The organism is Natronomonas sp. (assembly GCF_028274965.1).
In the GTDB taxonomy this organism is placed as follows: Archaea; Halobacteriota; Halobacteria; order Halobacteriales; family Haloarculaceae; genus Natronomonas.
Window position 1 is genome coordinate 25,164 of sequence record NZ_JAQCNO010000057.1, and the last position, 23,502, is coordinate 48,665.

The 23,502-nt window shown below is 68.8% G+C and carries 28 protein-coding genes, 1 tRNA gene and 1 pseudogene; 12 read left to right on the top strand and 18 right to left on the bottom strand.

Annotated elements, in window-relative coordinates; all coding sequences use genetic code 11:
- Positions 1 to 92: 92 nt before the first annotated feature.
- On the bottom strand, positions 93 to 2,744 hold the full coding sequence (locus Q0916_RS09115; RefSeq protein WP_349254519.1) for an AAA domain-containing protein: 2,652 nt from the start codon (positions 2,742 to 2,744) through the stop codon (positions 93 to 95).
- A 104-nt stretch (positions 2,745 to 2,848) separates the two neighbouring features.
- On the opposite strand from Q0916_RS09115, the gene Q0916_RS09120 reads away from it, so the two are divergent.
- Positions 2,849 to 3,397: a hypothetical protein gene (locus Q0916_RS09120; protein ID WP_299236803.1), complete on the top strand. Its 549-nt coding sequence runs from the start codon at positions 2,849 to 2,851 to the stop codon at positions 3,395 to 3,397.
- A gap of 146 nt (positions 3,398 to 3,543) precedes the next feature.
- Here the strand turns inward: Q0916_RS09120 and Q0916_RS09125 are convergent, their stop codons facing one another.
- Entirely contained in the window at positions 3,544 to 3,699 is a 156-nt protein-coding gene (locus Q0916_RS09125) for a hypothetical protein (RefSeq protein ID WP_299236805.1), read from the bottom strand.
- Positions 3,700 to 3,807: 108 nt separating this feature from the next.
- Entirely contained in the window at positions 3,808 to 4,587 is a 780-nt protein-coding gene (locus tag Q0916_RS09130; RefSeq protein WP_299236807.1) for an HAD-IIA family hydrolase, read from the bottom strand.
- A gap of 181 nt (positions 4,588 to 4,768) precedes the next feature.
- Between Q0916_RS09130 and Q0916_RS09135 the strand changes: the two genes are divergently transcribed.
- On the top strand, positions 4,769 to 5,272 hold the full coding sequence (locus Q0916_RS09135) for a halocyanin domain-containing protein (protein ID WP_299236809.1): 504 nt from the start codon (positions 4,769 to 4,771) through the stop codon (positions 5,270 to 5,272).
- Positions 5,273 to 5,321: 49 nt separating this feature from the next.
- Positions 5,322 to 5,909 carry a uracil-DNA glycosylase family protein gene (locus Q0916_RS09140; RefSeq protein ID WP_299236811.1) on the top strand — a complete coding sequence of 196 codons (588 nt, stop codon included), beginning with the start codon at positions 5,322 to 5,324 and terminating at the stop codon, positions 5,907 to 5,909.
- Between the two features lie 21 nt (positions 5,910 to 5,930).
- Here Q0916_RS09140 and Q0916_RS09145 read toward each other — a convergent pair whose 3' ends face one another.
- The 4 genes from Q0916_RS09145 to Q0916_RS09160 all read right to left on the bottom strand — a co-directional run bounded on the left by Q0916_RS09145 (position 5,931) and on the right by Q0916_RS09160 (position 7,871).
- Positions 5,931 to 6,221: a hypothetical protein gene (locus Q0916_RS09145; RefSeq protein WP_299236813.1), complete on the bottom strand. Its 291-nt coding sequence runs from the start codon at positions 6,219 to 6,221 to the stop codon at positions 5,931 to 5,933.
- Between the two features lie 19 nt (positions 6,222 to 6,240).
- Complete coding sequence (locus Q0916_RS09150) at positions 6,241 to 6,633, bottom strand: hypothetical protein (protein ID WP_299236815.1); 393 nt, start codon at positions 6,631 to 6,633, stop codon at positions 6,241 to 6,243.
- The gene (locus tag Q0916_RS09155) at positions 6,626 to 6,847 is read right to left on the bottom strand and encodes a hypothetical protein (protein WP_299236816.1); all 222 of its coding nucleotides are present in this window, start codon (positions 6,845 to 6,847) and stop codon (positions 6,626 to 6,628) included. Before Q0916_RS09155 ends, Q0916_RS09150 begins: the two co-directional genes overlap by 8 nt.
- A gap of 139 nt (positions 6,848 to 6,986) precedes the next feature.
- Entirely contained in the window at positions 6,987 to 7,871 is an 885-nt protein-coding gene (locus Q0916_RS09160; protein ID WP_299236818.1) for an NAD(P)H-binding protein, read from the bottom strand.
- A gap of 158 nt (positions 7,872 to 8,029) precedes the next feature.
- Between Q0916_RS09160 and Q0916_RS09165 the strand changes: the two genes are divergently transcribed.
- Complete coding sequence (locus tag Q0916_RS09165; RefSeq protein ID WP_299236820.1) at positions 8,030 to 8,356, top strand: hypothetical protein; 327 nt, start codon at positions 8,030 to 8,032, stop codon at positions 8,354 to 8,356.
- Positions 8,353 to 9,375, top strand: coding sequence for an MBL fold metallo-hydrolase (locus tag Q0916_RS09170; RefSeq protein WP_299236822.1), 1,023 nt, complete (start codon positions 8,353 to 8,355; stop codon positions 9,373 to 9,375). Before Q0916_RS09165 ends, Q0916_RS09170 begins: the two co-directional genes overlap by 4 nt.
- A 22-nt stretch (positions 9,376 to 9,397) precedes the next feature.
- On the opposite strand, the gene Q0916_RS09175 is transcribed toward Q0916_RS09170, so the two are convergent.
- Positions 9,398 to 10,483 (bottom strand): sensor histidine kinase, encoded by a 1,086-nt coding sequence (locus tag Q0916_RS09175; protein WP_299236824.1) that lies wholly within the window; start codon positions 10,481 to 10,483, stop codon positions 9,398 to 9,400.
- A gap of 334 nt (positions 10,484 to 10,817) precedes the next feature.
- Here Q0916_RS09175 and Q0916_RS09180 point away from each other — a divergent pair, with 334 nt between their 5' ends.
- Positions 10,818 to 10,961 (top strand): ribbon-helix-helix domain-containing protein, encoded by a 144-nt coding sequence (locus tag Q0916_RS09180; RefSeq protein WP_299236825.1) that lies wholly within the window; start codon positions 10,818 to 10,820, stop codon positions 10,959 to 10,961.
- Positions 10,962 to 11,521: 560 nt separating this feature from the next.
- On the opposite strand, the gene Q0916_RS09185 is transcribed toward Q0916_RS09180, so the two are convergent.
- From Q0916_RS09185 to Q0916_RS09195, 3 genes and pseudogenes are all read right to left on the bottom strand, one after another.
- Positions 11,522 to 11,595, bottom strand: a tRNA-Arg gene (locus tag Q0916_RS09185).
- A 322-nt stretch (positions 11,596 to 11,917) separates the two neighbouring features.
- Positions 11,918 to 12,113, bottom strand: a pseudogene (gene tatA / locus Q0916_RS09190) (twin-arginine translocase TatA/TatE family subunit); the annotation flags it as partial.
- 86 nt (positions 12,114 to 12,199) lie between these two features.
- Positions 12,200 to 12,490 (bottom strand): Sec-independent protein translocase subunit TatA/TatB, encoded by a 291-nt coding sequence (locus tag Q0916_RS09195; RefSeq protein ID WP_299236826.1) that lies wholly within the window; start codon positions 12,488 to 12,490, stop codon positions 12,200 to 12,202.
- A 90-nt stretch (positions 12,491 to 12,580) separates the two neighbouring features.
- On the opposite strand from Q0916_RS09195, the gene Q0916_RS09200 reads away from it, so the two are divergent.
- On the top strand, positions 12,581 to 13,063 hold the full coding sequence (locus tag Q0916_RS09200; protein ID WP_299236828.1) for a redoxin domain-containing protein: 483 nt from the start codon (positions 12,581 to 12,583) through the stop codon (positions 13,061 to 13,063).
- 63 nt (positions 13,064 to 13,126) lie between these two features.
- Positions 13,127 to 13,951, top strand: a complete 825-nt coding sequence (locus Q0916_RS09205) for an HD domain-containing protein (RefSeq protein ID WP_299236830.1) — start codon at positions 13,127 to 13,129, stop codon at positions 13,949 to 13,951.
- 24 nt (positions 13,952 to 13,975) lie between these two features.
- Here the strand turns inward: Q0916_RS09205 and Q0916_RS09210 are convergent, their stop codons facing one another.
- The gene (locus Q0916_RS09210; protein ID WP_299236832.1) at positions 13,976 to 14,563 is read right to left on the bottom strand and encodes a DUF7504 family protein; all 588 of its coding nucleotides are present in this window, start codon (positions 14,561 to 14,563) and stop codon (positions 13,976 to 13,978) included.
- Positions 14,560 to 15,174: a response regulator gene (locus tag Q0916_RS09215; protein ID WP_299236834.1), complete on the bottom strand. Its 615-nt coding sequence runs from the start codon at positions 15,172 to 15,174 to the stop codon at positions 14,560 to 14,562. The genes Q0916_RS09210 and Q0916_RS09215 overlap by 4 nt, the downstream gene beginning before the upstream one ends.
- A 156-nt stretch (positions 15,175 to 15,330) precedes the next feature.
- Here Q0916_RS09215 and Q0916_RS09220 point away from each other — a divergent pair, with 156 nt between their 5' ends.
- From Q0916_RS09220 to Q0916_RS09235, 4 genes are all read left to right on the top strand, one after another.
- Positions 15,331 to 16,545: a DNA polymerase Y family protein gene (locus Q0916_RS09220; protein ID WP_299236836.1), complete on the top strand. Its 1,215-nt coding sequence runs from the start codon at positions 15,331 to 15,333 to the stop codon at positions 16,543 to 16,545.
- 41 nt (positions 16,546 to 16,586) lie between these two features.
- A complete protein-coding gene (locus Q0916_RS09225) occupies positions 16,587 to 16,892 on the top strand; it encodes a hypothetical protein (protein ID WP_299236837.1) in 306 nt (101 codons plus the stop codon).
- Between the two features lie 205 nt (positions 16,893 to 17,097).
- On the top strand, positions 17,098 to 18,231 hold the full coding sequence (locus Q0916_RS09230) for a DUF63 family protein (protein ID WP_299236839.1): 1,134 nt from the start codon (positions 17,098 to 17,100) through the stop codon (positions 18,229 to 18,231).
- A gap of 150 nt (positions 18,232 to 18,381) precedes the next feature.
- The gene (locus tag Q0916_RS09235) at positions 18,382 to 18,630 is read left to right on the top strand and encodes an MTH865 family protein (RefSeq protein WP_299236840.1); all 249 of its coding nucleotides are present in this window, start codon (positions 18,382 to 18,384) and stop codon (positions 18,628 to 18,630) included.
- A gap of 9 nt (positions 18,631 to 18,639) precedes the next feature.
- Here the strand turns inward: Q0916_RS09235 and Q0916_RS09240 are convergent, their stop codons facing one another.
- Genes Q0916_RS09240 through pstC form a run of 5 tightly spaced genes read right to left on the bottom strand, consistent with a single transcriptional unit; the run spans position 18,640 to position 23,469 of the window.
- On the bottom strand, positions 18,640 to 19,179 hold the full coding sequence (locus Q0916_RS09240) for a low molecular weight phosphatase family protein (RefSeq protein WP_414689328.1): 540 nt from the start codon (positions 19,177 to 19,179) through the stop codon (positions 18,640 to 18,642).
- Positions 19,180 to 19,206: 27 nt separating this feature from the next.
- Positions 19,207 to 19,872 carry a phosphate signaling complex protein PhoU gene (gene phoU, locus Q0916_RS09245; RefSeq protein ID WP_299236841.1) on the bottom strand — a complete coding sequence of 222 codons (666 nt, stop codon included), beginning with the start codon at positions 19,870 to 19,872 and terminating at the stop codon, positions 19,207 to 19,209.
- 2 nt (positions 19,873 to 19,874) lie between these two features.
- Positions 19,875 to 20,723, bottom strand: coding sequence for a phosphate ABC transporter ATP-binding protein PstB (gene pstB, locus Q0916_RS09250; RefSeq protein WP_299236843.1), 849 nt, complete (start codon positions 20,721 to 20,723; stop codon positions 19,875 to 19,877).
- A gap of 1 nt (position 20,724) precedes the next feature.
- On the bottom strand, positions 20,725 to 22,494 hold the full coding sequence (pstA, locus tag Q0916_RS09255) for a phosphate ABC transporter permease PstA (protein WP_299236844.1): 1,770 nt from the start codon (positions 22,492 to 22,494) through the stop codon (positions 20,725 to 20,727).
- Positions 22,495 to 23,469: a phosphate ABC transporter permease subunit PstC gene (gene pstC, locus Q0916_RS09260; protein WP_299236845.1), complete on the bottom strand. Its 975-nt coding sequence runs from the start codon at positions 23,467 to 23,469 to the stop codon at positions 22,495 to 22,497.
- Between the last annotated feature and the right edge of the window lie 33 nt (positions 23,470 to 23,502).

The window sequence follows — 23,502 nt, forward strand, 5'->3', positions numbered from 1 at the left end:
CGGAGCGACATCGCGAACCGATCGGCGGACGCGCTCGTCAACGCGGCGGGAGCGAGTCTCAGGATGTGATCCGGCGTCGCCGGCGTCGGGCCTCAGGCCGCCCACTCGAGCATCCGCTCGTAGAAGTCGTCGCTCTCGAGGGCCGCCCGGTCGCCGACGAGCACGAGCGCCTTTTTCGCCCGGGTGAGCGCGACGTTGACGCGCCGGTGGTCCTCGAAGATCGGACTCGAGAGGTCCCCGGTCGCGACGAAGGAGACGACGACGACCTCCTTGGCGGAGCCCTGAAACCGGTCGACCGTGTCGACGGCGACCCCGGAGACGCGACGGGAGATCTCGGCGACCTGTGCGCGAAAGGGGGCGATGACGCCGATGTCGTCCGGATCGACGCCGGCGTCGAGAAACGAGTCGACGACCGCCGCGACCCGGTCGGCCTCCGTCGGGTTCGTGTGCCCCGAGGCGGTCCCCTCGGAGTCGAGGAAGCTGACCGGGTCCCGGAGCGCCGGCGGCAGCGGGTCGACGCTGACGCCGTCGAGGTCCTCGAGTCGCTGGGCCGCCACGTCGGCGCTCGCCGGGCGGAGGTCGCCGTCGTAGAACTCCCGGCTCGAGAAGTACTGGATGCGCTGGCTCATCCGGTACTGCCGGTCGAGGCGGACGGCGGCCTCCGGGGAACGCTCGATGAGCCGCTCGAACAGCGACCGTTTGAGGTCGTTGTCGGCCCGGACCACCGGCGGTAGCTGCTGGTGGTCGCCGACGAGGACGAACCGGTCGGCGAGCGTCGTCGCGAGAAAGGTCCCGGGCTCGGTGAGCTGTCCCGCCTCGTCGACGACCGCCACGTCGAAGGCGTTCTCCTTGAGGGCCCGCGAGCCGCAGGCGGCGGTCGTCGCCGCGACGACGCTCGCGTCTCCGAGCGCCGCCGCGCGCTCCTCGGGATCGCCCGTCCGCTCGAGGCGGTAGGGCTCCATGTCGTCGCGGACGCCGGTCTCCGAGCCCCACCGCACGGTGTCGCGAAAGCCCTGCGCCTCCAAGGCCTCGATGGCGTTGTCGACCGCGCGGTTCGTAAAGGCCGACAGCAGGACCCGATCGCCCCGCTCGACGAGCGCCCGGACCGTCCGGGCCAGCGTGTGGGTCTTTCCGGTGCCCGGCGGCCCGTGGATCAACGCGAAGTCCTCCGCGGCGAGGGCTTTGTTGACCGCGTCGTTCTGTGCGGCGTTGTTGTCGATGTAGGTCGCGTTCGGGCCGCTGAACGCCGGGTCGCGACGGCCGAAGAGGACGTCCTTTGCGTCCGGATCGCCCCGGAGCACCGCGTCGTGGAGCGCGGTCAACTGCCGGTCGACGCCGATCTCGGAGGGGTACTGATCGAGGCGGCGCAGCGAGAGCGGCTCGTCGGCGATCACGGTGACCGTCTCGCCCAACTCCGAGACGGTTGCGAGTTCCGCCGTGCCGCGCGTCGGGTGGCCGTCGCTCGCGAGCACCCGATCGCCCTCGCGGATCTTCGAGACGGCGTCGCCGGAGGCCCTCGCCCGAAGCTCCCAGCGGCCGCCGGACACCGGGGTCCGCCCGATCGGTTCCAGATCGGTTATCGCCCGGTCGTCGGCGACCCGCTCGGCCGCCGATTGCTCCCAAAGCTTCCGGTACTCGGCGTGGACGGCCCGGCGTTCGTCCTCTATGGCGGCGTAGAAGCGATCGAAGTACGCCCGCTCGGCCGCCGGGAGCGGGTCGCCGACCCTGCCGGCTTTCGACTCCTGATCGAGGTTGCCGGCGACGGCCATGCAGGTGTCGCGCTCGAAGCAGTACTCGCAGTTCGCCTCGGCCTCGAAGCCCGTCGGGACGGAGCGGTCGTACTCCGCGGCGGCGATCTCGTTTCTGACGCGGAGGACGTACTTCAGGAGTCCGGGACCGATCGAGAACTCCTTGGCCGGCGAGAGGTCACCGGAGGCCTCGCCGCGATCGAGCGTCGTGTTCTTCGTGTACAGAAGCGTCCCGGTGTCCGGGGCGGCGTCGATGCCCTCGCCCAACAGGAGCGCGTAACACGCCGCCTGGATCTTGTCCTGGAACCGCGGCTCGCGCTTGAGGTTCTTGCCCGTCTTCAGCTCGACCGGCATCCCGCGGCGGACGGCGTCGGCCCGCCCCTTGATCCCGAAGCGCTCCGAGAGAAGCGTCTGCTCGGAGCGCCAGGAGTCCTCGCCGAACCGCCCCTGCCGGAGCCACCCCTGGATTGCGGCCGCGTTCTGCCTGACATCGGCGGCGACGCTGTCGGCGGTCTCGCCGAGCAGCCCCACGTCGACGGCGGCCTCCGCAACCCGTTCGGCGACGCTGTCGTCGAGGTCCCGGCCGCGGAGCAGGTCTCCGAAGACCTCGTGGACGATCGTCCCCTTGACGACGGGGTACTTCAGCGGCAGTCCGGTCAGTTTGTTCAGATAGTAGATGCGCGGACACTGGACCCACCCGCGGACGTCGGTCACGTCGACCAGGAAATCCGGCTCGACGACGACCGCCGAGGAGCCGGTCGTCGAGTACTGCGTCTCGCCGCGGAACTCGCGCTCGTCGAGGTCGGTGAGCAGCAGTTCCATGCCCGGCTCGAGCAGAGCGGCCGTCTCCGTCCACTTCCCCCAGAGGGTCGCCCGAACGGGCGGGGCCGAACCGCGGTCGGGCCGGATGAGCACCTCGACGAGGTCGCTCGTCCCCCGGTCGGTCTCGACCGTGCGCGGGGCCTCGAGTTCGACGACCGGACCGCGTACGTTCACGTTCGACACTGCGCCCTCGGCGAAAAAACGCTGTCGGTCGGGTTCGGGCGGGCGCGGCCGGCCGGATGCGATAGCTTCTTTTCCGTCATCGAACAACGGTCGGTATGCGCGTTCGCGACTGGCAGGATGTCCTGGAGGACGTCGTCGAATCGGACGCCGAGCCGAGCGGGTGGCGGGCCGTCGCCGGCGACCGGCGCGGCGGGGTCGGCGAGGACTTGTTCGTCGGGCATCCCACCGTCGGCGTGTTCCAGCTCAAGACGTTCGCGAAGAACCCCTTCGAGGTCCAAGGCGTCGGCTCGCGGGTCGCGCGGCGGATCGACGACGAACTGGAGCCGATCTTCCCGGCCGAGGACGAGGCCGGGCGGTTCGGCGTCAACCGCGGCGTCGAGGACGAGTCGGAGGCCAAAGCGCGGGCGGAGGAGCTCGAAACCGTGATCGAAACGCACGCCGACGCGCCGACGACCGGCGACGCGCTCTTCGAGGACGTGATGGACGCACTCGACAGCCCCGCCTTCGGGCCGATGGCGTACGACATGTACGACAGGCCCGAGGAGCTCGACACCCTCTCGGAGACGTTCGAGGAGGCCGAAGAGGTCCTCTCCGCGGAACTCGAAGACCTCATCGAGGACGACGTCGGGCGCGGGTTTCACTGAGGTGGGCGGCTCACCCGGGCAAGCGGCCCGAGGCCGCGCTCGCTCCGGCCGCACTCGGTAGCGGGCGCTCCGATCAACGGGAGCGTTTCGGGCGCGGCCGAGGCTGTCGCACAATGGAGGGCAAACTATGACGGGATCGATGTCGGCTACTCCGGCTCGCGCTTGACGTAGCTGCGGTAGCTCATCGCGGACCCCTCGACGATGACGGTGTCGGTCCCGTGTTGGCGCTCGTGGGGCGGGCCCTCAGAGATCGCTTCGAGGTCGGCGTCGCCGTACTCGTACGGTGTGTGGCTCTGTACCATACCGCGAGGTGGGCGCCGTCGGTACATAAATCATTGGTACGCTCTACCGTGCGACACGGGGGCCGATCGCGGGGATGCGAGGCGGGGTTCGGGCGGCCTCCGGGCGGATCACAGGACCGAACCGACGTCGGCGAGGGAGTCGAGGACGTGATCGGGGACGACGTCGCTTTCGGCGAAGTCGTCGTCGGTCGTGACGCCGGTTCGGACGAGCACCGTCGTCATGCCGGCGCGTTCCCCGAGCGCGATGTCCGTGTTCAGCCGGTCGCCGACGACGAGACACCGCTCTGGTGGCACGCCGAGGGCTTCGACAGCGGCGTGCTGGGCCTCCGCGGACGGCTTTCCGAGGCACTTCCGGGGGTCTTTTTGTGCGGTCCCGGCGACGGCGTTGACGATCGCCCCCGAGCCCGGGGCCATCCCCTCGGCGGCGGGGATCAGCCGATCGGGGTCCGTCCCGTAGAACGTCGCCCCCGAGGCGATCGCCCGGTAGCCGGCCAGGAGGTCGCCGTAATCGAACTCGTCGGTCCAGGAGACGACGAGGACGTCCGCCGCCGTCGCGTCGGAGACGAGGTCGATGCCGGCCGTCGCGAACTGCTCGCGGAGGCCCGCCGCGCCGATCAGAAACACCGCCTCGCCGGCGTGCTCCTCGGTGAGATACCGCGTCGTGACGGTGCCGGCCGAGAGCACCTCCTCGGGGTCGGCGTCGATGCCGAGCCGACCGAGCCGTTCGACGTACGCCGCCCTCGATTTCGTCGGGTTGTTCGAGAAGAAAAGCGGCCGGATCCCCGCCGCCCGGAGCCGTTCGATCGCCTCGACCGCGCCGGGGATGGCGTCCTCGCCCCGGTAGACGGTCCCGTCCAGGTCCAACACGGCGCCCTCGAACGCGTTCATGCGTCGGAAACGGGCCGCCGGCGCTTAGAGGTTGTCGTCGGTCCGTGCCGAAAACGGACCGAAACAACACGGTCGAACGTGGGGAATACGTCGTGAGCCGTTGGCACATCTCAACGGGAGTTTATGTGCATCGGAGCCCTACGACGACGCGGATATGAACGATCTCAGTCGACGCCGATTCGTGCTCGGCACAGGCGCTGTAGCGGTGACCGGAGCCCTCGCCGGCTGCGGTGGCAACGGTAACGGCAACGGCGGCGGGAACGGCAACGGCAACGGCAACGGCGACGGGAGCGACGGCGGCAACGGCGGCGGCTCCGCGAGCCCCGAGGAGCAGGCGACGAGCTACCTCAACGAGAACGAGGCCAACGGGTTCGAGGGCGACGTCTCCGATCAGACCGGACAGAGCGAGGTCACGGTCGAGGTCGGCGCCGGCCCGAACGGCTTCCAGTTCGCCCCGACCGCGATCACCGTCGACACCGGGACGACCGTCACCTGGGAGTGGACCGGCGAGGGCGGCCAGCACAACGTCGTCTCGAACGGCGGCGACTACGGCGACCTCGAAAGCGAGCGCATCGCTGAGGAAGGCCACACCTACACCTACACCTTCGAGGAGGCGGGCGCCGCGCTGTACGTCTGTGAACCCCACCGGGCGCAGGGCAAGTACGGCGCCGTCGTCGTCCAGTAGACCCGGTTCATCCGCGCTGTTTTTATCGACCGCTCGACTACCGGCAGTCGTGAGACGAGTCACCGACCGCGTGTCGAACCCCTTCGGTATGCGCGCGCCCGCCGACCCCGCGGTCTACGGGTACGGGGACGCGAACGCGGACTTCCACGTGATCGGCGCCGACGCCGACGCCCACGGCGGGGCCGAAACCGGCGTTCCGTTCACCGACTCGCCCGCCGGCGAGCGGATCCAGTCTGTCCTCCACGCGGTCGGGTTCGCCGCCGAGCCCTACAGCGACGCCCCCCGGTTGCGGAACTGCTATCTGTCGTATCTCCACCTCTCGCCGGGCGACCCCGCCGACCTCGAGCGGTACTTCGACGCCGAGCTCCGGGCGATAAACGCGCACATCCTGCTGCCCGTCGGGGACGACGCGCTCGCGTACGTGCTCTCTGAGTTCACGACCGAGGCGGGTCCGAGCGCGGCCGAGGCGGCGCGGCGACACGCCTCGGAGGTTCGCGGGCGGGGGTTTCTCGTCGTCCCGGTCGGCGACCCGGACGGGTGGGGCGCGGGCGACGAATCCGCGCTTATCGGTCGGCTCCGGGCGCTTTTGAAAAGCGACTACCGGCAGACGAAAGGCGTCGCGACGAGGGTCGGCTGAGCGCTCGAGCGTTCGGGGCCGTCACTCGGTTTTCCTTTGGCTTTCGGTCGTTTCTCCGGCGTCGGTGTCCGTCGTATACCGGGCCCAAAACCGGAGCCACTCCGCCAGCGGCCGCCGGTCGCCGTCGACCGTGACCGTCACCGCGCCGTCGACGCGCCACGTCGCGTGCGCCGCGTCCTCGCCGAAGGCGACCGGCACGCGCGCCTCGACGTCGTCGAACTCGATCTCGGTCGACTCGCGGCGGTCGATCCGCTCGTCGAGGATCTCCGCGATGATCGCGTCCCAGGTCGGATCGCTTCGTTCTCGTTGCATATCGGGCGCTTGTTCGCTGTCAGTCCGGGCGGATCGAACGGACGAGCCGACGCCCGGCCCCGAGTGCGGCGGAGAGTTCCGCGCCGACCGCCGAAAGGGCGCCGCCGACCCGGAGCTCGTCGGGGGCGACGCCGGTCCGCCGCGAGAGCGGTCCCGGTCGGCTGTCGGCCCCGGAGACGGCGACCGTTCGGCCGCGGACCCTGATCTCGACGGTCAGCGCCGTCCGGCCGAGCAGCGGTCGGAGTCGGTCTTCGATCCCGTTCGGGGAGCGCCGGAAGAGCCGGATCGCGTCGGCGACCGAGCCGATTTCGACGAACAGGCGGTCGCCGGCGGACCTGATCTCCGCGGTCGTCCCCTCTGCCTCGAGCGTCAACTCGGCCGTGACGGCGAGCGGAGCGCCCGCGTCAGTCACGCTCTCTCGTCGTCACGCGGAGCGTCCCGTCGAGTCGCCACTCGGCGTGTTCGACGTCGTCGCCGGTGCCGCTCGGGACCTCGATCTGCATGTCGTCGAAGTCGTAGATGATCTCCGCGTTCCGCCCGGTCAGACGATCGTACAGGCTGATCGCGAGGTCGGGCCAACTGGTCGTCTCGTCGATCCGCTCTTCGGGGGTCTCTGCGTCCGCCATGGTCGCGCTACGGCGTCGGGGGTATTAGTTGTTCGTGCGGGACGCGCCTCGCGCCCCCGACAGTGTCCGTCTCCATCCGCGTCCCGAGTCCGGCGTTCGCGTGTCGCCTTCTGGGAGCCGCCGGGGGCGCTCGGGCGCGTCAGGAGCCGGCCAGCGCGGCCCGGATCGCCTCGCGCACCGGCGTCCGGTCGATCGGGACGGCCCCTTGGATGTCTCGGTCGGGATCGACGGTTACGGGGTGACGCATGCTCTCGGCCAGCGGTCGGGCGATCGCGTACTGGACGTCCGTCGTCAGCCGAAGCCAGTGCGACGAGAGCCCGGGCGTCATCACCGGAACGGGCAGGATGAACACCCGGCGGCCCTTGATTTCGGCGGTCATCCGGAGCAGCGACTCGTAGGAGTGGACCGACGGGCCGCCGATGTCGTACGTTCGGCCCCGGGTCTCCTCGGTCCCGAGCAGCCGAACGAGGTACGCGATGACGTCCTCGATGCCGATCGGCTGACAGGGCGTCTGTATCCACGTCGGGACGACCATCACCGGGAGCCGGTCGGTCAGATCGTTGACGATCCGGAAGCTCGCGCTCTCGGCGCCGATGATCACCGCGGCACGCAGGACGGTCAGATCGAACGAGCCGCTCTCGAGCACCGACTCGACCTCCCGGCGCGACGCTAGGTGCTCCGAGAGGTCCGTCTCGTCGCCGCTGATGCCGCTGAGGTAGATCACCCGATCGACGCCCGCCCCGGTCGCGATGTCGCGAAACCGGGCCGCATAGCGCCTGTCGCGGTCCGCAAAGTCCTTCGCGGTCAGCGAGTGGATCAGGTAGTACGCGACGTCGACGCCGGCACAGAGCCCCTCGAGGGAGGCGGGATCGCCCAGGTCGCCCTCGAACGGTTCGACGCCGTCGGGGAACGTCGTTTCGCTCGCGCTCCGGGAGAAGGCGACCACGTCGTGCCCCTCCGCGACGAGCGATCGGACAAGTCGAGCCCCGACGAAGCCGGTCGCCCCCACGACGAGAACACGCATACCACGGTGTAGGGTCAGCGCACTGAAAGCCCTTCGGACGCTCCACTCGGCGCGGTTTCGGCCCCCGTTCGTCCCGGTAGCTCGGCCGGGCTACCGTTGCGCCGGCGCCCGTCGCGTGCGGGGGAAACGTTTTCGCGTGGGGCGCGAGGAGACACCGTATGGATGTCGAGTTCGAGTTTCACGCGACGCTCAGGGACGCCGTCGGCGAGAAGACGCTGTCCCGGCGGTTCGACGACGGGACGACCGTCGCCGGGGCGATCCGGTCTCTCGTCGAGGAGTGCGACGACCTGCGTCCGCTCGTGGTCCGTTCGGACGGGTCGCTCCGGGCGCACCTCAGCGTGTCGATCGACGGCGACCCGCTCCTCGAGGCCGACCGGAGCGGGCGGGTGCTCGAGGGCGGCGAGACGATCGTGCTCTCGCCGGGCGTCGCCGGGGGCAAGGGCGGGGACGGAGACGAAGATCGGACGGGGGGAGACGCGGCATGAGCGATCCGGGCGTCGGGTTCGAACTCAACGTGCTCTCGCTCGGGAACACCGCCTTCGAGGGCGACAACAGCAGCTACCTCCTCGGGACCGAACCGGGCGCGGAGACGACGCTCGTCGACACCGGCGTCTCGGTCGGGGCGACGAGGCGGGCGCTCCGGGCGGCGCTCGATCGCCATGGGCTGTCGTTCGGCTCGATCGATCGGATCCTCCTGACGCACTACCACGCCGACCACGCCGGGTTGGCCGGCGAGATCCAGGCCGAAAGCGGCTGTCGGGTGTTCGCCCACGAGGCCGACGCGGCGCTCGTTGCGGGCGAGCCTGCGGCGCTCGCCGAGCGGTCCGAACGGCTCCGGCGGGCGACGAGGGAGTGGGGCATGCCGGATGGAAAACGCGAGGACCTGCTGTCGTTTCTGGACTCGAACGCCGGCATACGCGGCGAGGACGTCGACGTGAGCGCGTTCACGGAGGGGGCGACGTTCGGCCTGGGGAGCGTCGAGTTGCGCGCCGTCCACATGCCCGGCCACACCGCCGGGCTCACCGGCTACGCCTTCGCGGGCGCGGCGGGGAGAGAACTGTTCAGCGGCGACGCGCTGTTGCCCTACTACACCCCGAACGTCGGCGGCGCGGATGTCCGCGTCGACGGCGCGCTCGCGGCGTACCTCCGGACCCTCGCCGGTATCGTCGAAACCGGGTACGCCCGCGCGTGGCCGGGACACCGCGGGCCGATAATCGATCCGGCCGGCCGGGCGCGGGACATCATCGAGCACCACCGCGAGCGGACCGAGCGGGTCCTCTCGGTGCTCGAGTCCGAGCCGGCGACGCCGTGGGAGGTGAGCAGCGAACTGTTCGGCTCGCTGTCGGCGATCCACATCCTCCACGGGCCCGGCGAGGCCTACGCGCACCTAGAACACCTCGAGGACGCCGGGATCGTCGCGAGGACCGGACGGGCGTTCGAGCGGGTCGCGTCGGACCCCGATCTCGGATCGCTGTTTCCGTCCGTCGGGGACGAGGGGGACTGATCGGACCGGCGAGCGGGCGGCGTTACCCGCCCGGGAACCACACGCGGAACCGCGTGCCGCTCGGGGAGCGGTCGGCGACCTCGATCGCGCCGCCGTAGGACTCGACGAGCTTCCGGGCGAGATACAGCCCTAGGCCGTCACCGCCGCTGCTGTCGTCGCGGACGCCGGGGTCGAAGACCTCCTCGCGGATCCGATCGGGGATCCCGTCGCCGTCGTCCACGATCCGGACGAGGACCCCGCCGTCGGCGGCGCCCGCCGAGACGGAGACCGAGAGCTCCGCCGGGGGGTTGTGGACGACCGCGTTGTCGAGGATGTTGTGAAACACCTCCCCGACGAAACGGTTCGACTCGACGGTCAGTCCGTCCTCGATGTCCGTCTCGATCGTGGCCCGCGGGGCGTCGGCCCGAGTCGCAGCCACCTGCTCGCGGAGGACCGCCGAGAGATCGATCCGCCGGGACTCCCCCTCGCCGGTCTCGGACTCGAGGACGGCGTTCGCCGTCTCGAGGAGCCGCTCGATGTCGGCCGTCCGGCTTTCGATCCCCTCGACGGGGTCGAGCGTCGAGTCGACCGAGTCGGGGTCGATGGCGTCGTTGTAACTCGAGATCGCCGACAGGTGGTTCTGGATGTCGTGATCGAGCAGCCGCAACAGGAACACGAGCGTCTCCTCGCGGTCGTCCTTTCGCGCGGCCAGCCGGCGGTTCCGCTCGGCGCGGCCCCGGTTGATGCCGACGAGCACGCCGGCCGCCGCCCCGACGGAGCTGACGACGACGAGCTCGTTGAAAAACGGGAGACCGACGGCGCCGGACCGGAGATCCGGAGCCGCCCGCCAGACGACGAGCGCCCCCATCAGGAGGCCGCCGCCGACACACCGCTTTGCGGCGAGGACGCACTCCGAGGTCGACAGCCGGCTCCGGTGGACGACGAGCCCCGACATCACGACGATGTACCCGAACAGCACGTGGACGACGATACCCAAGACCGCCTGGCTGATCGCCGTCGTTCGGGGGCGGTACAGCGCGAACCAAAGGGCGAGCCCGGAGACCGCAAATCCGATGCCGATCGCCCCGATGAGGGCGGCGAGCCGCGACCGTCGGCGCCGCTCAGACATCGACACCGATCGCGTCGGTCCGGGGCTGTGGGCCGCTCGACGGTCGGCGCGTCGGACCGGACGCCCGAGAGCGGGCGAACGCGGTTCGGACCGCCGGAGCATCGCGGGACTGCGGGGCGGCTCCGATGGGGTCCGGGCTCGACATACGACCGGATAGGCGCCGTCGACACACTACGATTGGGGTCGATTCGTGCCTCGTTTCGGCGCTCGAAACCGCGGGTCACGTCGGGGTCCGGGTCGCTCTCAGTCCCGAAAAGAGCCATCGGCCACGAAAGGAGCCATCGGCCACGTCAGGAGGGACAGCGTTTTGTCGGCCCCTCGCAACGGTGCGGACATGTCGACGCCGGACGACCACGAGGAGATACCTGTCGCCTTCGACGAGGAGACGCTCGCCGGGATCGATCGCCTGCGCCGCAAAGGGGGGTACGACAGCCGATCGGAGATGGTCGCTGCGGCCATCGACGCCGCCGGCGAGTGAGTTCAGGTGACGCCGGGGTCGGGGGCCGTTGACGCCTCCGGGTCCGCCGCCGGTATAAGAGGGCGTGGCGGGAGTGAGCAAACACGCAGTGTTTGCGAACGACGCCACGCACGTCTCGTTCGTCGTACTCACTCGACGTGCGTGGCGGGTATTCGAACCGGAGCAAGACGGTCGCCTCGCTTCGCTCGCCGCTGCGACTTGTAGGTTCGAACTTCGTGTCCGTCGACTCCTCACATCCGTTCGTCGCAGAGCGGGCGTGGCGGGACTGAGCGAAACCGCAGGTTTCGCGAGGGTCGCCACGTCCGCGAGTGTGTTTCGAGCGGACGCGAGAAACCACGAAGCGGGCGTGGCGGGATTCGAACCACGGTCACTCCCGTTCGCTCGCTCCGCTCGCTCACCTCTCGTTCCCTGATTAGAGTCCTGCCATGCCGGTTCGGTCGCGGACTCGCTTCGCTCGCCGGCTCCCTGCACGGGCGTGGCGGGACTGAGCGAAACCGCAGGTTTTGCGAGGGTCGCCACGTCCGCGAGTGTGTTTCGAGCGGACGCGAGAAACCACGAAGCGGGCGTGGCGGGATTCGAACCCGCGGTCTAGAGGTTAGGAACCTCTCGCCCTGATCCGCTAGGCCACACGCCCACGCCGAAACCACCTCCCACTCGGACCGCCGTCGCGTGCGCGAAGCGTCGTGCGAAACGCGTCGCTGGCTACTGGTTCGTCTCCGCGTCCGTTCCCGCCTCGGCCTGTGCGATCTCGATGTCGTCGTTCGGTTCGTCCGCCTCCGTGTCGGGGGCAGCCTCAGCGTCGGGGGCAGCCTCAGCGTCGGGGGCAGCCTCAGCGTCGGCGTCTACGACGGTGTCGGGATCGGCGTCGGCGGCGTCGGCGTCCAGTTCCGCGGCCGGTTCCGCGTCGACGTTGGCGTCAGCGTCGACGTCGTCGCTCGTCCCCGGCGCGTCGTCCGTACTGCCCTCACGCATCTCTTTGAGTTCCTCCTCGACCTCCTGGCGGCCCTTCTGGAACTCGCCCATCGCCTCGCCGGTCGAGCGCGCGAGTTTCGGGATCTTGTTCGCGCCGAACAACAGCACGGCGATCAGCAGGATGACGAGCAGTTCCGGGCCGCCGGGGATGCCGAACTGTACCGGGAGTAGGGTTGTCATTGCTATCGAAACGTAGCTGAGTAGCGATTATAGGTTTTTTCCTCGGCGGCCACGCCGCGGAGCCGCCCTCGACGCCGGAGGGAGGTTCAGGCGCCGGTCCGTTCGGTCTCGATGTCGCCGTCGTTGGCGATCTCTGCGTCCGATTCGGCGTCCGCGTCGATCTCCGCGTCGGGCTCGCGGTCGACCTCGTCGCCCTCCTTGAGGTCCTCGAGTTCCTCCTCGACCTGCTCGCGGCCCTTCTTGAACTCGCCCGTGGCCGAGCCCATCGAGCGGGCGAGCTTCGGGAGCTTGCTCGCGCCGAAAAGCAGGATCAAGACACCGGCGATCAACAGGAGCTCCGGCGGACCGAGCCCCCCAACGAACAGCGGTAAGTCCATACTGTGGGGTTCGCGCGGGTACTTGTATGCCTTTCGCACCCCCGGCCGGAACCGAAAACGACACCTTCCCGCCGCGTGAGCCCTCGCAGTATGGTCACCGAAGGCGACTCAGCGCCCGATTTCACAGCACCGACGCGGACGCCCGACGGGAACATCACCGAACTGACGCTCTCGTCCGTTCTGGGGGACGGACCGGTCGTGTTGGCCTTCTTCCCGGGCGCGTTCACGAGCGTCTGTACCGGCGAGATGCGGACGTTCAGGGACCGACTCGACAGGCTGGCCGACGCCGGCGCGTCGCTGTACGGCATCAGCATCGATACCCCGTTCTCGCTCGGCGAGTTCGCCGAGCAGAACGAGCTCACCTTCCCGCTGGTAAGCGACAGCAACAAGGAGATCATCGAGGCGTACGACATCGCCATGGACTTCGACGAGCTCGGGGTCACCGGCGTTGCGAAGCGTTCGGTGTTCGTCGTCGACGGCGACGGGACGGTCACGTACGCCTGGGTGTCCGACGATCCCGGCGTCGAGCCGGACTACGAGGAGGTCGAACGCGCGGCCGCCGACGCGGCCTGAGCGGGCGCGGACGGCGGCGGGCGGCGACGGACGTTTTTTTTCCGCCGCGGCACTCGTAGCGGTATGGATAGCACGGACGCGGCGCCCGAGGAGAGCGGCCGGCGGTACGACCCCGGTGCCGAACACCCGTTTCCGGACGAACCGCTCAACGACGTCCTCGGTCTGATCGAGGCGGACGAGGAGATCGCCGCCTACCTCGAGGCGCAGAACGTCAACCCGGTGACGCGGATGGGGTACAACGACCACGGCACCAAGCACGTCGAGATCGTCCGCGAGGCCGCGCTCCGGCTGTACGAGCTGCTCAAAGCCGGCGGCGTCGAGTTCAACGGTGCGCGCGATCAGGGCCTCGAGGAGGCGGACGAGGCGGTCGTCGTCGCGCTCGCGGCGACGCTTCACGACATCGGACACGTCGTGCACCGCCACGACCACTCGTACTACTCGATCCCGCTGGCCGCGGACGTCCTCGATCGGGTTCTCGGCGGCCTCGATCGCTACGACACCGCCGAGGCCGTCCGGGTCAAAGGCGAGGTCCTGCACGCGATCCTCTGTCATCACAGCGCCGAGACGCCGCTGACCGCCGAGGCCGGCGTCGTCCGGATCGCCGACGCCCTCGACATGGAACGCGGGCGGTCGCGGATCCCCTACGAGAAGGGTGGCCGCGGGATCAACACGCTGTCCAGTCGAGCGATCCGGCGGGTCTCGTTGCAGCCCGGCGAGGAGGCGGCGGTCATGGTCGAAATAGAGATGACCGACGCGGTCGGCGTCTACCAGGTCGACGAGTTATTAAAGGGCAAACTGGACGGCTCGGGGCTCGAAGAGCACGTCCGGATCGTCGCGGTCAACACGCACAACGACAGCGGGGAGTTAGTCGAGCGGATCGAGATGTGACCGGCGCGACGCGGCGCCGATCGGTCACTCGAAGCCGGTCCCGGTGACCGAGTTCCCGTCCCCGGTGAGTTCGGCCTCGCAGTCGAAGACGGCCCGGATGGTGTTGTGGGCCTTGTCCTCGTGCATCGTCGGGTCCAAAGAGAAGACGCCGAACATGTCCCCCGACCGGATGCGGGCGGTGAAGACGTGTAGGAACCGAAACATCGTCCGCAGTTCGGTGTACATCAGCGCCGTCGAGACCGAGGCGAACCCCACCCTCGCGCGGACACCGTCGTCGCCCGCGTCGTTGAACAGCTTCGCGAACTCGAGGCTGATCCCCGTCAGGTCACCCGGAGAACTCAGCTGTCGCACCGAGACGCCGTCGATGTCGCTGTCGGCGTTCGTACAATCGATGATCCCGAGTTGGTCGCGATCGGTCCCGCGGCGTTCGAGCTCCCGAACGACCGTCTTTGCCCCCGTGTTCGTCGTGATGACGACCGCTCGCTCGTCGTCGTTCGGGGTGACGACGTCGAAGAGCCGCTCCGTCGTCGCGTTCGACCCGCCGGTCATCAGCAGGCTCACGCCGTCGTCGAAGGACGAGGCGCCGTCGAACCCCTCCACCCGATAGCTCACGTCGACCCCCCCGGCATGTCGAAGTCGGTGTCGTCGGCGTCGCCCTCGATGTCCCGCACCATCGCGACGAACTCGTCGTCCTCCATCCCCGGAAGGGTCGCGTCGAGTTCGTCCCGAAGCTGTTGGATGCGCTCTTGGAGCCGCTGGAACTCCTCGTTGTCGTCCAGTTCCTCCTTGGGCTTCGAGGCCCGGAGCGCGGCCTGCTTCGAGGAGAGGGCGTACAGTTCCTGTTCGATCCCGTCGAACTCCGAGCGGGACAGCAGTCGCTGTATCGTTTCGACCATCTCCTCGCGCTCGACGGGCTTGGTGAGGTAGTCGTCGAAGCCCATCGAGATCACGTCGAAGTCGGGCTCGACCGCGGTCACCATGGCCACCTTGCAGTCGGAGGACCTGCCGCGTATCTCCTCGAGCGCCTCGTCGCCGCTCATCCCCGGCATCAGCCGATCGAGCAGCACGACATCCACGCGCTCGTCGAACTGTTCGAGCGCTTCTTCACCGCCGGTAGCGGTCAGTACCGTGTAGTCGTTTTCGAGCCAGCGAACGTATAGCTCGATGAGAGCGCGCTCGTCTTCGACGACGAGGACGGTGGGCTGGTCATCTTCGTCGACCATTCTATGACTCACCGTTCGTGGTACTGTGTCATATGTATTCGGGATATGTATCGCCCCGAAAGGGCCGCATCTCCGGGGCCGGGGCGGCGCGAGCCCGCCGTTTTACTTCCGGTGCGCTCTCGGAACGTTCTACCGTTCGGGCGAGAAAAGGCCGGTATGGCACGACTCCCGGGGGTCGAACCGCCCGATCGGCTCGTCTGTCACGTCGATATGGACTGCTTTTATGCGGCCTGCGAGCGGCTCCGGGAGCCGGACCTCGAGGGCGAACCGGTCGTCGTGGGGATGGGGTACGAGCCGGGGACGGACCACGGCGCGGTCGCGACGGCGAGTTACGAGGCCCGCGAGCACGGCATCGAGTCGGCGATGGCCGTCTCGGAGGCGCTCGAACGGCTTCCGCGCCGGGAGACGGCGGAAGGACGGGCCGATACCGCGGTCTATCGGCCCGTCGACATGGAGTTCTACGAGTCGGTCAGCGAGACGGTCCGGGACGCACTCGAGGACGTCCCCGGGACCGTCCGGAACGTGTCCATCGACGAGGCGTATCTCGACCCAGACGGCGTCTCCTGGGACGACGCGGCGACGTTCGGGCGGTCGTTGAAACGGGACATCGAGTCGGCCGCCGGCGTCGAGGCCTCGGTCGGGATCGCCCCCGACATGACGACCGCAAAGCTCGCCTCGGACGCGGAGAAGCCCGACGGATTGGTCGTTGTGACGCCCGAGGCGGTCCGTTCGTTTCTCGCGCCGATGGCGGTCGAGTCACTACACGGCGTCGGGCCGGTGACCGCCCGGGAGCTCGGGGAGATGGGGTTCGAGACGGCCGGCGACATCGCCGCGGCGGACGCGTCGACGCTCGTCGCCGCCTTCGGCGAACGGGGGCGTGACCTCCACGCGCAGGCCCGCGGGGAGGACGGCCGTCCCGTCGAACCGAAGGGGCGGCCGAAGAGCCTCTCGTCGGAGTCGGCCTTCGTGGAGGCGACGGCGAAGCGACGGCGAAAGCGCGAGACGGTCCGTGCGCTCGCGATGGACGTGGCCGAGCGGGCGTCGACCGAGGACGTGCTCTACAAGACGATCGGCATCAAGATCGTCCGACCGCCGTTCGACGTCCACACCCGGTCTCGTTCGCTTCCGGGGCCGATCGAGGATCCGGAGCTGATCGAGTCGATCGCGCTCGATCTCCTCGGGGAGTTCGAGGGAAAGCGGGTCCGGAAGCTCGGCGTGCGCGTCTCGAATCTCTCGTTCGACGAACGCAAGCAGGCGACCATCGGCGAGTGGGGCGACGGGGCGGACGGCACCGACGCGAGTGAGTCGAGCGCGTGCGGGTCCGGCGAGGCGCGGGCGCTCGGACAGGTGACGCTCTCTCGGTTCGAGTGATCGATCCGGGCGGTTTTGACCCGGGCGGTCGAACGGGTCACATGAACAACCTTCCGGGGATCGACGAGCGAACCTGGCGGCTGCCGGAGCACGCACACGTCGTCGTTCACCGGGCGGACGGCGGGGACGACGGGAATGGGGGCGATCTCGTCACGATCTACGACTGCGGGGCGGCACAGAAGCCGCCGTCCGCGCAGGTGGTCGGGAGCTTCGTGCGCTGTGAGGCCGACCACGAGCGCCTGTACCAGCCGACGGGGTACATCCTGAAGTTGCGGGAGCCGTCGGTGCTCGAGCGCCAGGCCGAGCGGCGATGGGTCGTCCGGCGGTCACCGCGGACCGATGGGTAAATCGAGCAGGCGGGGAGACCGCTCCGGCGTCGGTGCCCCGCGCGTCCGCGCTGGCCGACGACCGGCGACGTTCAGACCACGGGCGGCGTGGTCGCCCAAAGGGGTATAAACCGACGGGTCCGAACGCGGCACCGACCGGGGGCTTTCCCCGGGGCGAAACGCTCCGTACCGGAACAGTAAAACGGTCGACGGACGGGGGTTCGGTATGGAGCTTCCCGGCGACGCGGACCCCGCCCGCGCGTGGCTCGCGGCCTTTTTCGGCGGCGTGACCGTGATCGCTGCCGCCGCCGTCGCGTTCCCACGGCGGGTGTACGATGGGTTCCTGTGGCGGTACTTCTGGGGACCGGTGGACGCCGACGCCCACGGGGCGAACTGCGCGGTCCGCTCGGGCGGTCTGACGGAGCGACTCCACAGCGGGTCGGCCTGCGCTGCGGCCGACGGGATCGTCGTCACGCCCGGGTACACGACGGTTTCGACGGTGAGCTACGCCGTCGTGTTGGTGTTTATGCTCCTCGGCGTGCTGTTGTTGTTGCGGCGACTCAACGTCCGGATGAACCCGCGGTTTTACGCCGCGCTGTTCCCGTTTATGCTCCTCGGCGGGGCCCTGCGCGTCGTGGAGGACGTCAACGTGCGGTTCTTAGAGAGCGGCGTCGGGATGGCGATCCCGTACCCGTCGGTCGCGCTCATCATCAGCCCCTTCATCTACTTCGTCATGTTCGTCGTCACCCTGTCGGCCCTCGTCGCCGGCGTCTCCCTCGCCCGGCGGGAGGTCGTCGGGTCGTTCGAGCGGTTCGTGGCCGGCGTCGGGATCGTCGGGCTGGCCGCCACCGTCGGGTGGCTGTTGTACGTCTCGGCGACGAGTCGGTTCGTCGGGTTCTTCCCGGCGATAACGGTCATCACCCTCGGGGGGGCGACCCTCGTCGCGGGGCTGTTTTGGGTCCTCAGCCGGCGGTACGCGCCGTGGATCAACGAGGGGACGGGACGGATCGGCGTGCTCGTCGTCTGGGGCCACACCGTCGACGGGATCGCCAACGTGTTGAGCCTCGATTGGACCGAGGTCTTCGGGACCGGACAGCGGTACAACTCGAAGCACGTGGTGAACGAGGCGACGGTCCGGATCACCGAAAGTCTTCAACCGGGGTGGCTCTCGGAGGCGATCGGGACCGCCTGGCCGTTTCTGTTGATAAAGATCGCGGCGGCGGTGTTCGTGGTCTGGGTGTTCAACGAGGAGATCTTCCGCGAGAGCCCGCGGTACGCGTACCTGCTGTTGATCGCGATACTCGCCGTCGGGCTGGGCCCCGGGACGCGGGACATGATCCGGGCGACGCTGGCCGTGTAGAGGCCGAGAAAGCGGGCCGGCTCGGTTGTATTCCGCGACCGCTGTCGGACCGAAAGTCACCGGCCCGCCCGCCGGCGTAACCGTCCGACGGGGCGCCGTTCGTGCCGTCGAATGATTTTTACGTCGGCTAGCGCATACCACGCACGTACTATGGTAGACAAAGAGGACGTCCGCCAACAGATGATCGACGCGTTCGAGGGGGCTGATTACCCGATCGACAGCCCGATGGACCTCGTCCCGGCGCTCCCGCAGGGGCCCGGCACGAAGTTCGAATCGGGCGAGTTCTCGATGACGGCGATGGAGCTCAACACGAAACTCGGCGGCGAGTTCCCCTATGACTCCCCCGAGGAGTTCGTCGACGACGTCATCGGACAGCTCGAAGACCAGGACCTCCTCTGATCTGGCCGGCTACTCTCGCGTCGTATCGGCCTCACCCCCGGCCTCGGTACCGGTTTCGGTCTCTCCTCCCATCGCCGCTTCCACGTCGTCGAAGAGCGCTTCGACGTTGTCCTCGATCGTATCGCGGATCCCCCGTGCATCCTCGATGTCGGCGTCGTCGGGGTCCGAAAGCGCCCAATCGCGCAGTTCCGTCTCCGTATCGAGCGCGAGCGTCGAACAGCCCATCGTCGCCACGACGTCGCAGGCGGCCAACTCCGCATCGGAGACCGCCCGCGGCATCCGCCCGGAGAGGTCGAACCCGGCCTCGTCCATCACCCGGATCACGACGTCGTGGACCGAGTCGGCGGGGCGCGTGCCGCCGGTGATTATCTCGACGGCGTCCCCGAGCCCCCGCCGGTCCCGCTCGGCCTCGGCGAAGGCGGTCGCCATCTGGCTCCGGCCGGCGTTCTGCACGCAGACGAACCCGAGCGTGATGGCGTTCGTGTTCGTGTCCCTGTTCGTGTTCGTGTCGGTGTCCGTGCTCGCGTCGGTGTTGGCGTCGGTGTTCATGTCCGTGTTCGCGTCTCCGTACCGGCGTCAGTAGAGCAACTCCGTGTCGTGGTCGGTCATGTAGACGGTCCTGGCGCAGACGTTCACCGCGTGGTCGCCGACCCGTTCGAGGTCCCGGACGGTCAACAGCAGCCGCGAGACGTCGTCCATCAGCTCGGCCGGGTCGTCGTCGTACTCCGTCCGGATCAGGTCCTCGACGATGGCGTTGCTCGCGTCCGAACAGAGCCGATCGACCGCGTCGTCGCGGTCCGCGATCTCGGCGGCGAGTTCGGCGTCGCCGGCCTCGTATGCGGCCACCGCCTCGGCGAGCATCGCCCCGGTCTCCGTGCCGATGTGCGCGAGGTCGATCTCCGGGTACCGCTCGCGCTCGGCGGCGATGGCGTACTCGGCGACGTTGACCGCGAGATCGGCGATCCGTTCTAAGTCGGTGATGATCTTGAACGACGAGGCGACGAACCGGAGGTCGCTCGCGACGGGCTGTTGGAGCGCAAAGAGATCGATACAGTCGCCCTCGAGGGCGAGATAGGACTCGTTGACGTCGCCGTCGCCCTCGATAACCTCGCGGGCGAGCGACTCGTTTTTCGCTTCGAGCGCCGTCAGCGCCGCGTCGTACCGGTCGATCACCAACTCGCCCATGGCGACGACGTTCGATCGGAGCTCGTCCAGTTGCTCTTGGTACTCGGTGCGCGCCATGGCTATCCGAACTTGCCGGTGATGTAGTCCTCGACGCGGTCGTCGGCGGGGTCCTCGAAGATCGTCGCCGTGTCGTCGTACTCGACGAGTTCGCCGCCGGTCAGGAACACGGCGGTCCGATCGGAGATCCGGGCGGCCTGTTGCATGTTGTGGGTGACGATGACGACCGTGTACTCCTCTGCAAGGTCGTCGATCAGGTCCTCGATCTTCGAGGCGGCGACGGGGTCGAGCGCAGAGGTCGGCTCGTCCATGAGGATCACCTCGGGGTCGGGCGCGATCGCCCGGGCGATACAGAGCCGCTGTTGTTGGCCCCCCGAGAGATCCAGCCCCGAGGAGCCGAGTTGATCCTTCACCTCGTCCCACAGCGCCGCCCCCTTCAGCGCCCGCTCGACGTCCTCGTCGGTCGCGGATTTGCCCTGGACCTCCAGGCCGTAGGTGACGTTGTCCCGGATCGACTTCGGGAACGGGTTGGGCTTTTGGAACACCTGTCCGATCTGTCGGCGGAGCGCGACCGGATCGACGTCCTCGTCGTAGACGTTCTTGCCCCGGAGCGTGACCTCCCCCTCGACCCGACAGGCGTCGATGAGGTCGTTCATCCGGTTGAGACACCGCAGGAACGTCGATTTCCCACAGCCCGAGGGCCCGATCAGCGCCGTGACGCTGTGTTCCGGGATCTCGATCGACACGTCGGTGAGCGCGCGGTCGTCGCCGTAGTACACGCTGAGGTCCCGCGTCTCGAGTATCGTGGCCGACCGGCTCCGCCGGTTCGTTTCGGCTGGCTGTACGTCGGTCGTTATCAGCGACTCCGACTCCGCGCTGGCCTCGTCGCCTGATTGTTGGTTCTGTGACATGTTATGAGTCCCGTTCGAGCTTGTTCCGGACGATGATCGCCGTTGTGTTCATACTGAGCAGCACGATCAAAAGCGTCACGACGCCGGCGGCGACGACGCCGTACCGGAACTCCGCCTGCGGAAAGTTGGCCCAGGCGTAGATCTGCATCGGCATCGCGCTGAAGCGGCTCCAGACGTTGCTTGGCGCGCTGAAGACGGTCGTCGCCGCGCCGATCATGATGAGCGGCGCGGTCTCGCCGATCGCCCGCCCCAGCGCCAGGATGGTCCCCGTCAGGATCCCCGGCATCGCCTCCGGGAGGACGACCTTCTTCGTCGTCTGCCAGCGGGTCGCCCCCATCGCGTACGAGCCCTGTCTGAGCTCGTCCGGGACCGCGCGGATGGCCTCCTGGGCCGAGATGACCGTGATCGGGAGGATCAGAAGCGAAAGCGTCAGCGCGGCCGTCACGGCCGTTCCGAACCCGAACCCGAGCAGGTTCGCGAACAGCCCGAGCCCGAGCAGCCCGTAGACGACCGAGGGGACGGCGGCCAGGTTCGCGATGTTGATCTGGATGATGCGGGCGATCGCGCCGACGACGCCGGTGTCGGCGGTGTACTCCTCGAGGAAGACGGCGGCGCCGACGCCGAGGACAAAGGAGAGCACCGCGACCAGCGCGATGATGATGACCGAGCCGACGATCGCCGGGTAGAGCCCGGCTTCGACGGCGGTCCGGGAGGGGGCTTCCGTGAGGTAGCCGGGATCGAGCCACGGGTCCGGGCCGGGGATCCCGAACGCCCCGACGAGGGCGGCTCCGAGGAGGACGCCGCCGCCCAAAATCACCGGAAGGACCAGCCCGACCCGTCCCTTCTCGGCGTCGAGGACGCCGTGTAGATGGATCGCCAGCGGGGCCGCTGCGGCGGCGAACACCAGGACGGCCGATCCCTCCGGAAGCGCCGAGGAGCCGGTCACCGTTCCGACCGCGGCGGCCGCGAGGGAGACGCCGCCGACCGCGGCGGCCGAGCGCCGGGTGCCGCCCCGGTTGAGGACGAACAGGCCCGCGGCAAGCGCGATCGGGGCGCCGAACGTCCAGATGAAAATGAACGGCGGCGTCGGGTACGTCCGGAGGACGTCGCGCAGGAAGACGGCGGCGACGGCCCCGAGGACCCCGACCGGGATCGAGAGGCCGAGTGCGCGGCCCGATCCCCGATAGCGGCCGTAGGCCCGCGCCGCCCCGGCGGGGACGACGCCGAGCGTGAACACCAAAAACCACAGCCGCATGTCGAGGACGATGAACAGTATCGCAACGGCGGTCCCGAGGACGGCGCCGCCGAGGGTGCGACCGAGCAGACCGAACCCGGTCGCGCCGACCGGCTTCTGTGCGCCGACGAAGACGACGTAGGAGACGACGGGGGCCACGACGACGAACAGGTACGCGAGTTGCCACGTGAGCCGCGGGATCGGGGTGATCAGGAGTTCGATCGCCTCGAAGGCGACGGCGGTCGCCACGAGTCCGCCGCCGAGCACGAGCGCCGTCCGTCGGGTCAACGCCCGGTCGCCGGCGCTGTAGAGACAGAACCCGATGAAGGGGACGACGAGCGTCAGGAAGTACACGAGCAGCCACACCGGGTTGGTGTTGGCGAGGTCGAACGCGTCGATGAACACGTACACCAGAAGCGTCGCGAGCGCGACGAGACCGACGATCGACGCGCCGAAGGAGACGTACCGGAAGGCGACGCCTTTCACCCGGCTGACCTCGCCGAAGCCCGCTCCGGCGCGTTCGCGATCGACCGCCATTCAGTACGCCTCCCGGTACCGTTCGGCGATGATGTCACTGAGAACGTTCATGATGAGCGTGATGACGAAAAGCGTCAGCCCGAGGGCGAACATCGCGTCGTACGGCAGCGTCCCGCCGACGAGGTCGCCGCCGGCGATCTGAACCATCGAGACGGTGATCGTCATCCCGGAGTCGAAAAGCACCTCGGCCGGGTGGATGTAGGGGATCCCGAACAGCGCCGATCGGACCTCGGGCATGTTGGCCTGTGCGCCCATCGCGACGACGACGATCATCGTCTCGCCGATCGCCCGCGAGATGGCGAGGATGTACGACGAGGCGATACCGGAAAGCGACGCGGGGACGACGATCCCCGTCGAGACCTCGTATTTCGTCGCGCCGAGCCCGTAGCCCGCCTGCCGCAGCGAGTCGGGGACGGCGCTCATCGCGTCCTCGCTGATCGAGGACACCATCGGGATCGTCATGATCCCGATCATGAGCGACGCCGACAGCGCGTTGAACGTCCGCATCTCCGGGAACAGCGTCGCCTGCAGCGCCGGCGTGATGTACACCAACGCGAAGTAGCCGTAGACGACCGTCGGCACGCCGGCCAGTATCTCGAGCATCGGTTTCAGGATCGATCGCACGCGCGGGGTGGCGTACTCGCTGAGGTAGATCGCGGTGAGCGTCCCGATCGGCAGCGCGACGAACGCCGCCGTGATCGTCACGGTGAGCGTCCCGATGACGAGCGGGACGATACCGAAGGAGAGCCCGCCGCCGCGCGGGTTCGGGCTCCACTCCGTTCCGGACAGGAACTCGGTTATCGGCACCTCCGAGAAGAAAAACAGCGCGTCCGAAAGCAGCGTCGCGAAGATCGCGATCGTCGTCAGAAGCGTCACGGCCGCACAGGCGACGAAGACGCCGCCGTACCCCGACTCCTTGATCCGCGTGAGGCTGCTCGGTCGCTGGAGGTCGGGGGTCCCGGCACCGTCGCTCACGAGGTCTCACCCCGTTGGACGGGCGGGCCGGTT

Excerpts from the sequence above, each read along its gene's own strand:
- Q0916_RS09240 (WP_414689328.1), bottom strand. The coding sequence starts at position 19,179 with ATGAACACCGACGCCAACACCGACGCGAGCACGGACACCGACACGAAC.
- Q0916_RS09160 (WP_299236818.1), bottom strand. The coding sequence starts at position 7,871 with ATGCGTGTTCTCGTCGTGGGGGCGACCGGCTTCGTCGGGGCTCGACTT.
- Q0916_RS09230 (WP_299236839.1), top strand. The coding sequence starts at position 17,098 with ATGGAGCTTCCCGGCGACGCGGACCCCGCCCGCGCGTGGCTCGCGGCC.
- Q0916_RS09125 (WP_299236805.1), bottom strand. The coding sequence starts at position 3,699 with ATGGTACAGAGCCACACACCGTACGAGTACGGCGACGCCGACCTCGAA.
- Q0916_RS09195 (WP_299236826.1), bottom strand. The coding sequence starts at position 12,490 with ATGGACTTACCGCTGTTCGTTGGGGGGCTCGGTCCGCCGGAGCTCCTG.
- Q0916_RS09215 (WP_299236834.1), bottom strand. The coding sequence starts at position 15,174 with ATGGTCGACGAAGATGACCAGCCCACCGTCCTCGTCGTCGAAGACGAG.
- Q0916_RS09145 (WP_299236813.1), bottom strand. The coding sequence starts at position 6,221 with ATGCAACGAGAACGAAGCGATCCGACCTGGGACGCGATCATCGCGGAG.
- Q0916_RS09225 (WP_299236837.1), top strand. The coding sequence starts at position 16,587 with ATGAACAACCTTCCGGGGATCGACGAGCGAACCTGGCGGCTGCCGGAG.
- Q0916_RS09165 (WP_299236820.1), top strand. The coding sequence starts at position 8,030 with ATGGATGTCGAGTTCGAGTTTCACGCGACGCTCAGGGACGCCGTCGGC.
- Q0916_RS09180 (WP_299236825.1), top strand. The coding sequence starts at position 10,818 with ATGTCGACGCCGGACGACCACGAGGAGATACCTGTCGCCTTCGACGAG.
- Q0916_RS09235 (WP_299236840.1), top strand. The coding sequence starts at position 18,382 with ATGGTAGACAAAGAGGACGTCCGCCAACAGATGATCGACGCGTTCGAG.
- Q0916_RS09220 (WP_299236836.1), top strand. The coding sequence starts at position 15,331 with ATGGCACGACTCCCGGGGGTCGAACCGCCCGATCGGCTCGTCTGTCAC.
- Q0916_RS09175 (WP_299236824.1), bottom strand. The coding sequence starts at position 10,483 with ATGTCTGAGCGGCGCCGACGGTCGCGGCTCGCCGCCCTCATCGGGGCG.
- pstB (WP_299236843.1), bottom strand. The coding sequence starts at position 20,723 with ATGTCACAGAACCAACAATCAGGCGACGAGGCCAGCGCGGAGTCGGAG.
- pstA (WP_299236844.1), bottom strand. The coding sequence starts at position 22,494 with ATGGCGGTCGATCGCGAACGCGCCGGAGCGGGCTTCGGCGAGGTCAGC.
- Q0916_RS09130 (WP_299236807.1), bottom strand. The coding sequence starts at position 4,587 with ATGAACGCGTTCGAGGGCGCCGTGTTGGACCTGGACGGGACCGTCTAC.
- Q0916_RS09120 (WP_299236803.1), top strand. The coding sequence starts at position 2,849 with ATGCGCGTTCGCGACTGGCAGGATGTCCTGGAGGACGTCGTCGAATCG.
- Q0916_RS09170 (WP_299236822.1), top strand. The coding sequence starts at position 8,353 with ATGAGCGATCCGGGCGTCGGGTTCGAACTCAACGTGCTCTCGCTCGGG.
- phoU (WP_299236841.1), bottom strand. The coding sequence starts at position 19,872 with ATGGCGCGCACCGAGTACCAAGAGCAACTGGACGAGCTCCGATCGAAC.
- Q0916_RS09205 (WP_299236830.1), top strand. The coding sequence starts at position 13,127 with ATGGATAGCACGGACGCGGCGCCCGAGGAGAGCGGCCGGCGGTACGAC.
- Q0916_RS09200 (WP_299236828.1), top strand. The coding sequence starts at position 12,581 with ATGGTCACCGAAGGCGACTCAGCGCCCGATTTCACAGCACCGACGCGG.
- Q0916_RS09155 (WP_299236816.1), bottom strand. The coding sequence starts at position 6,847 with ATGGCGGACGCAGAGACCCCCGAAGAGCGGATCGACGAGACGACCAGT.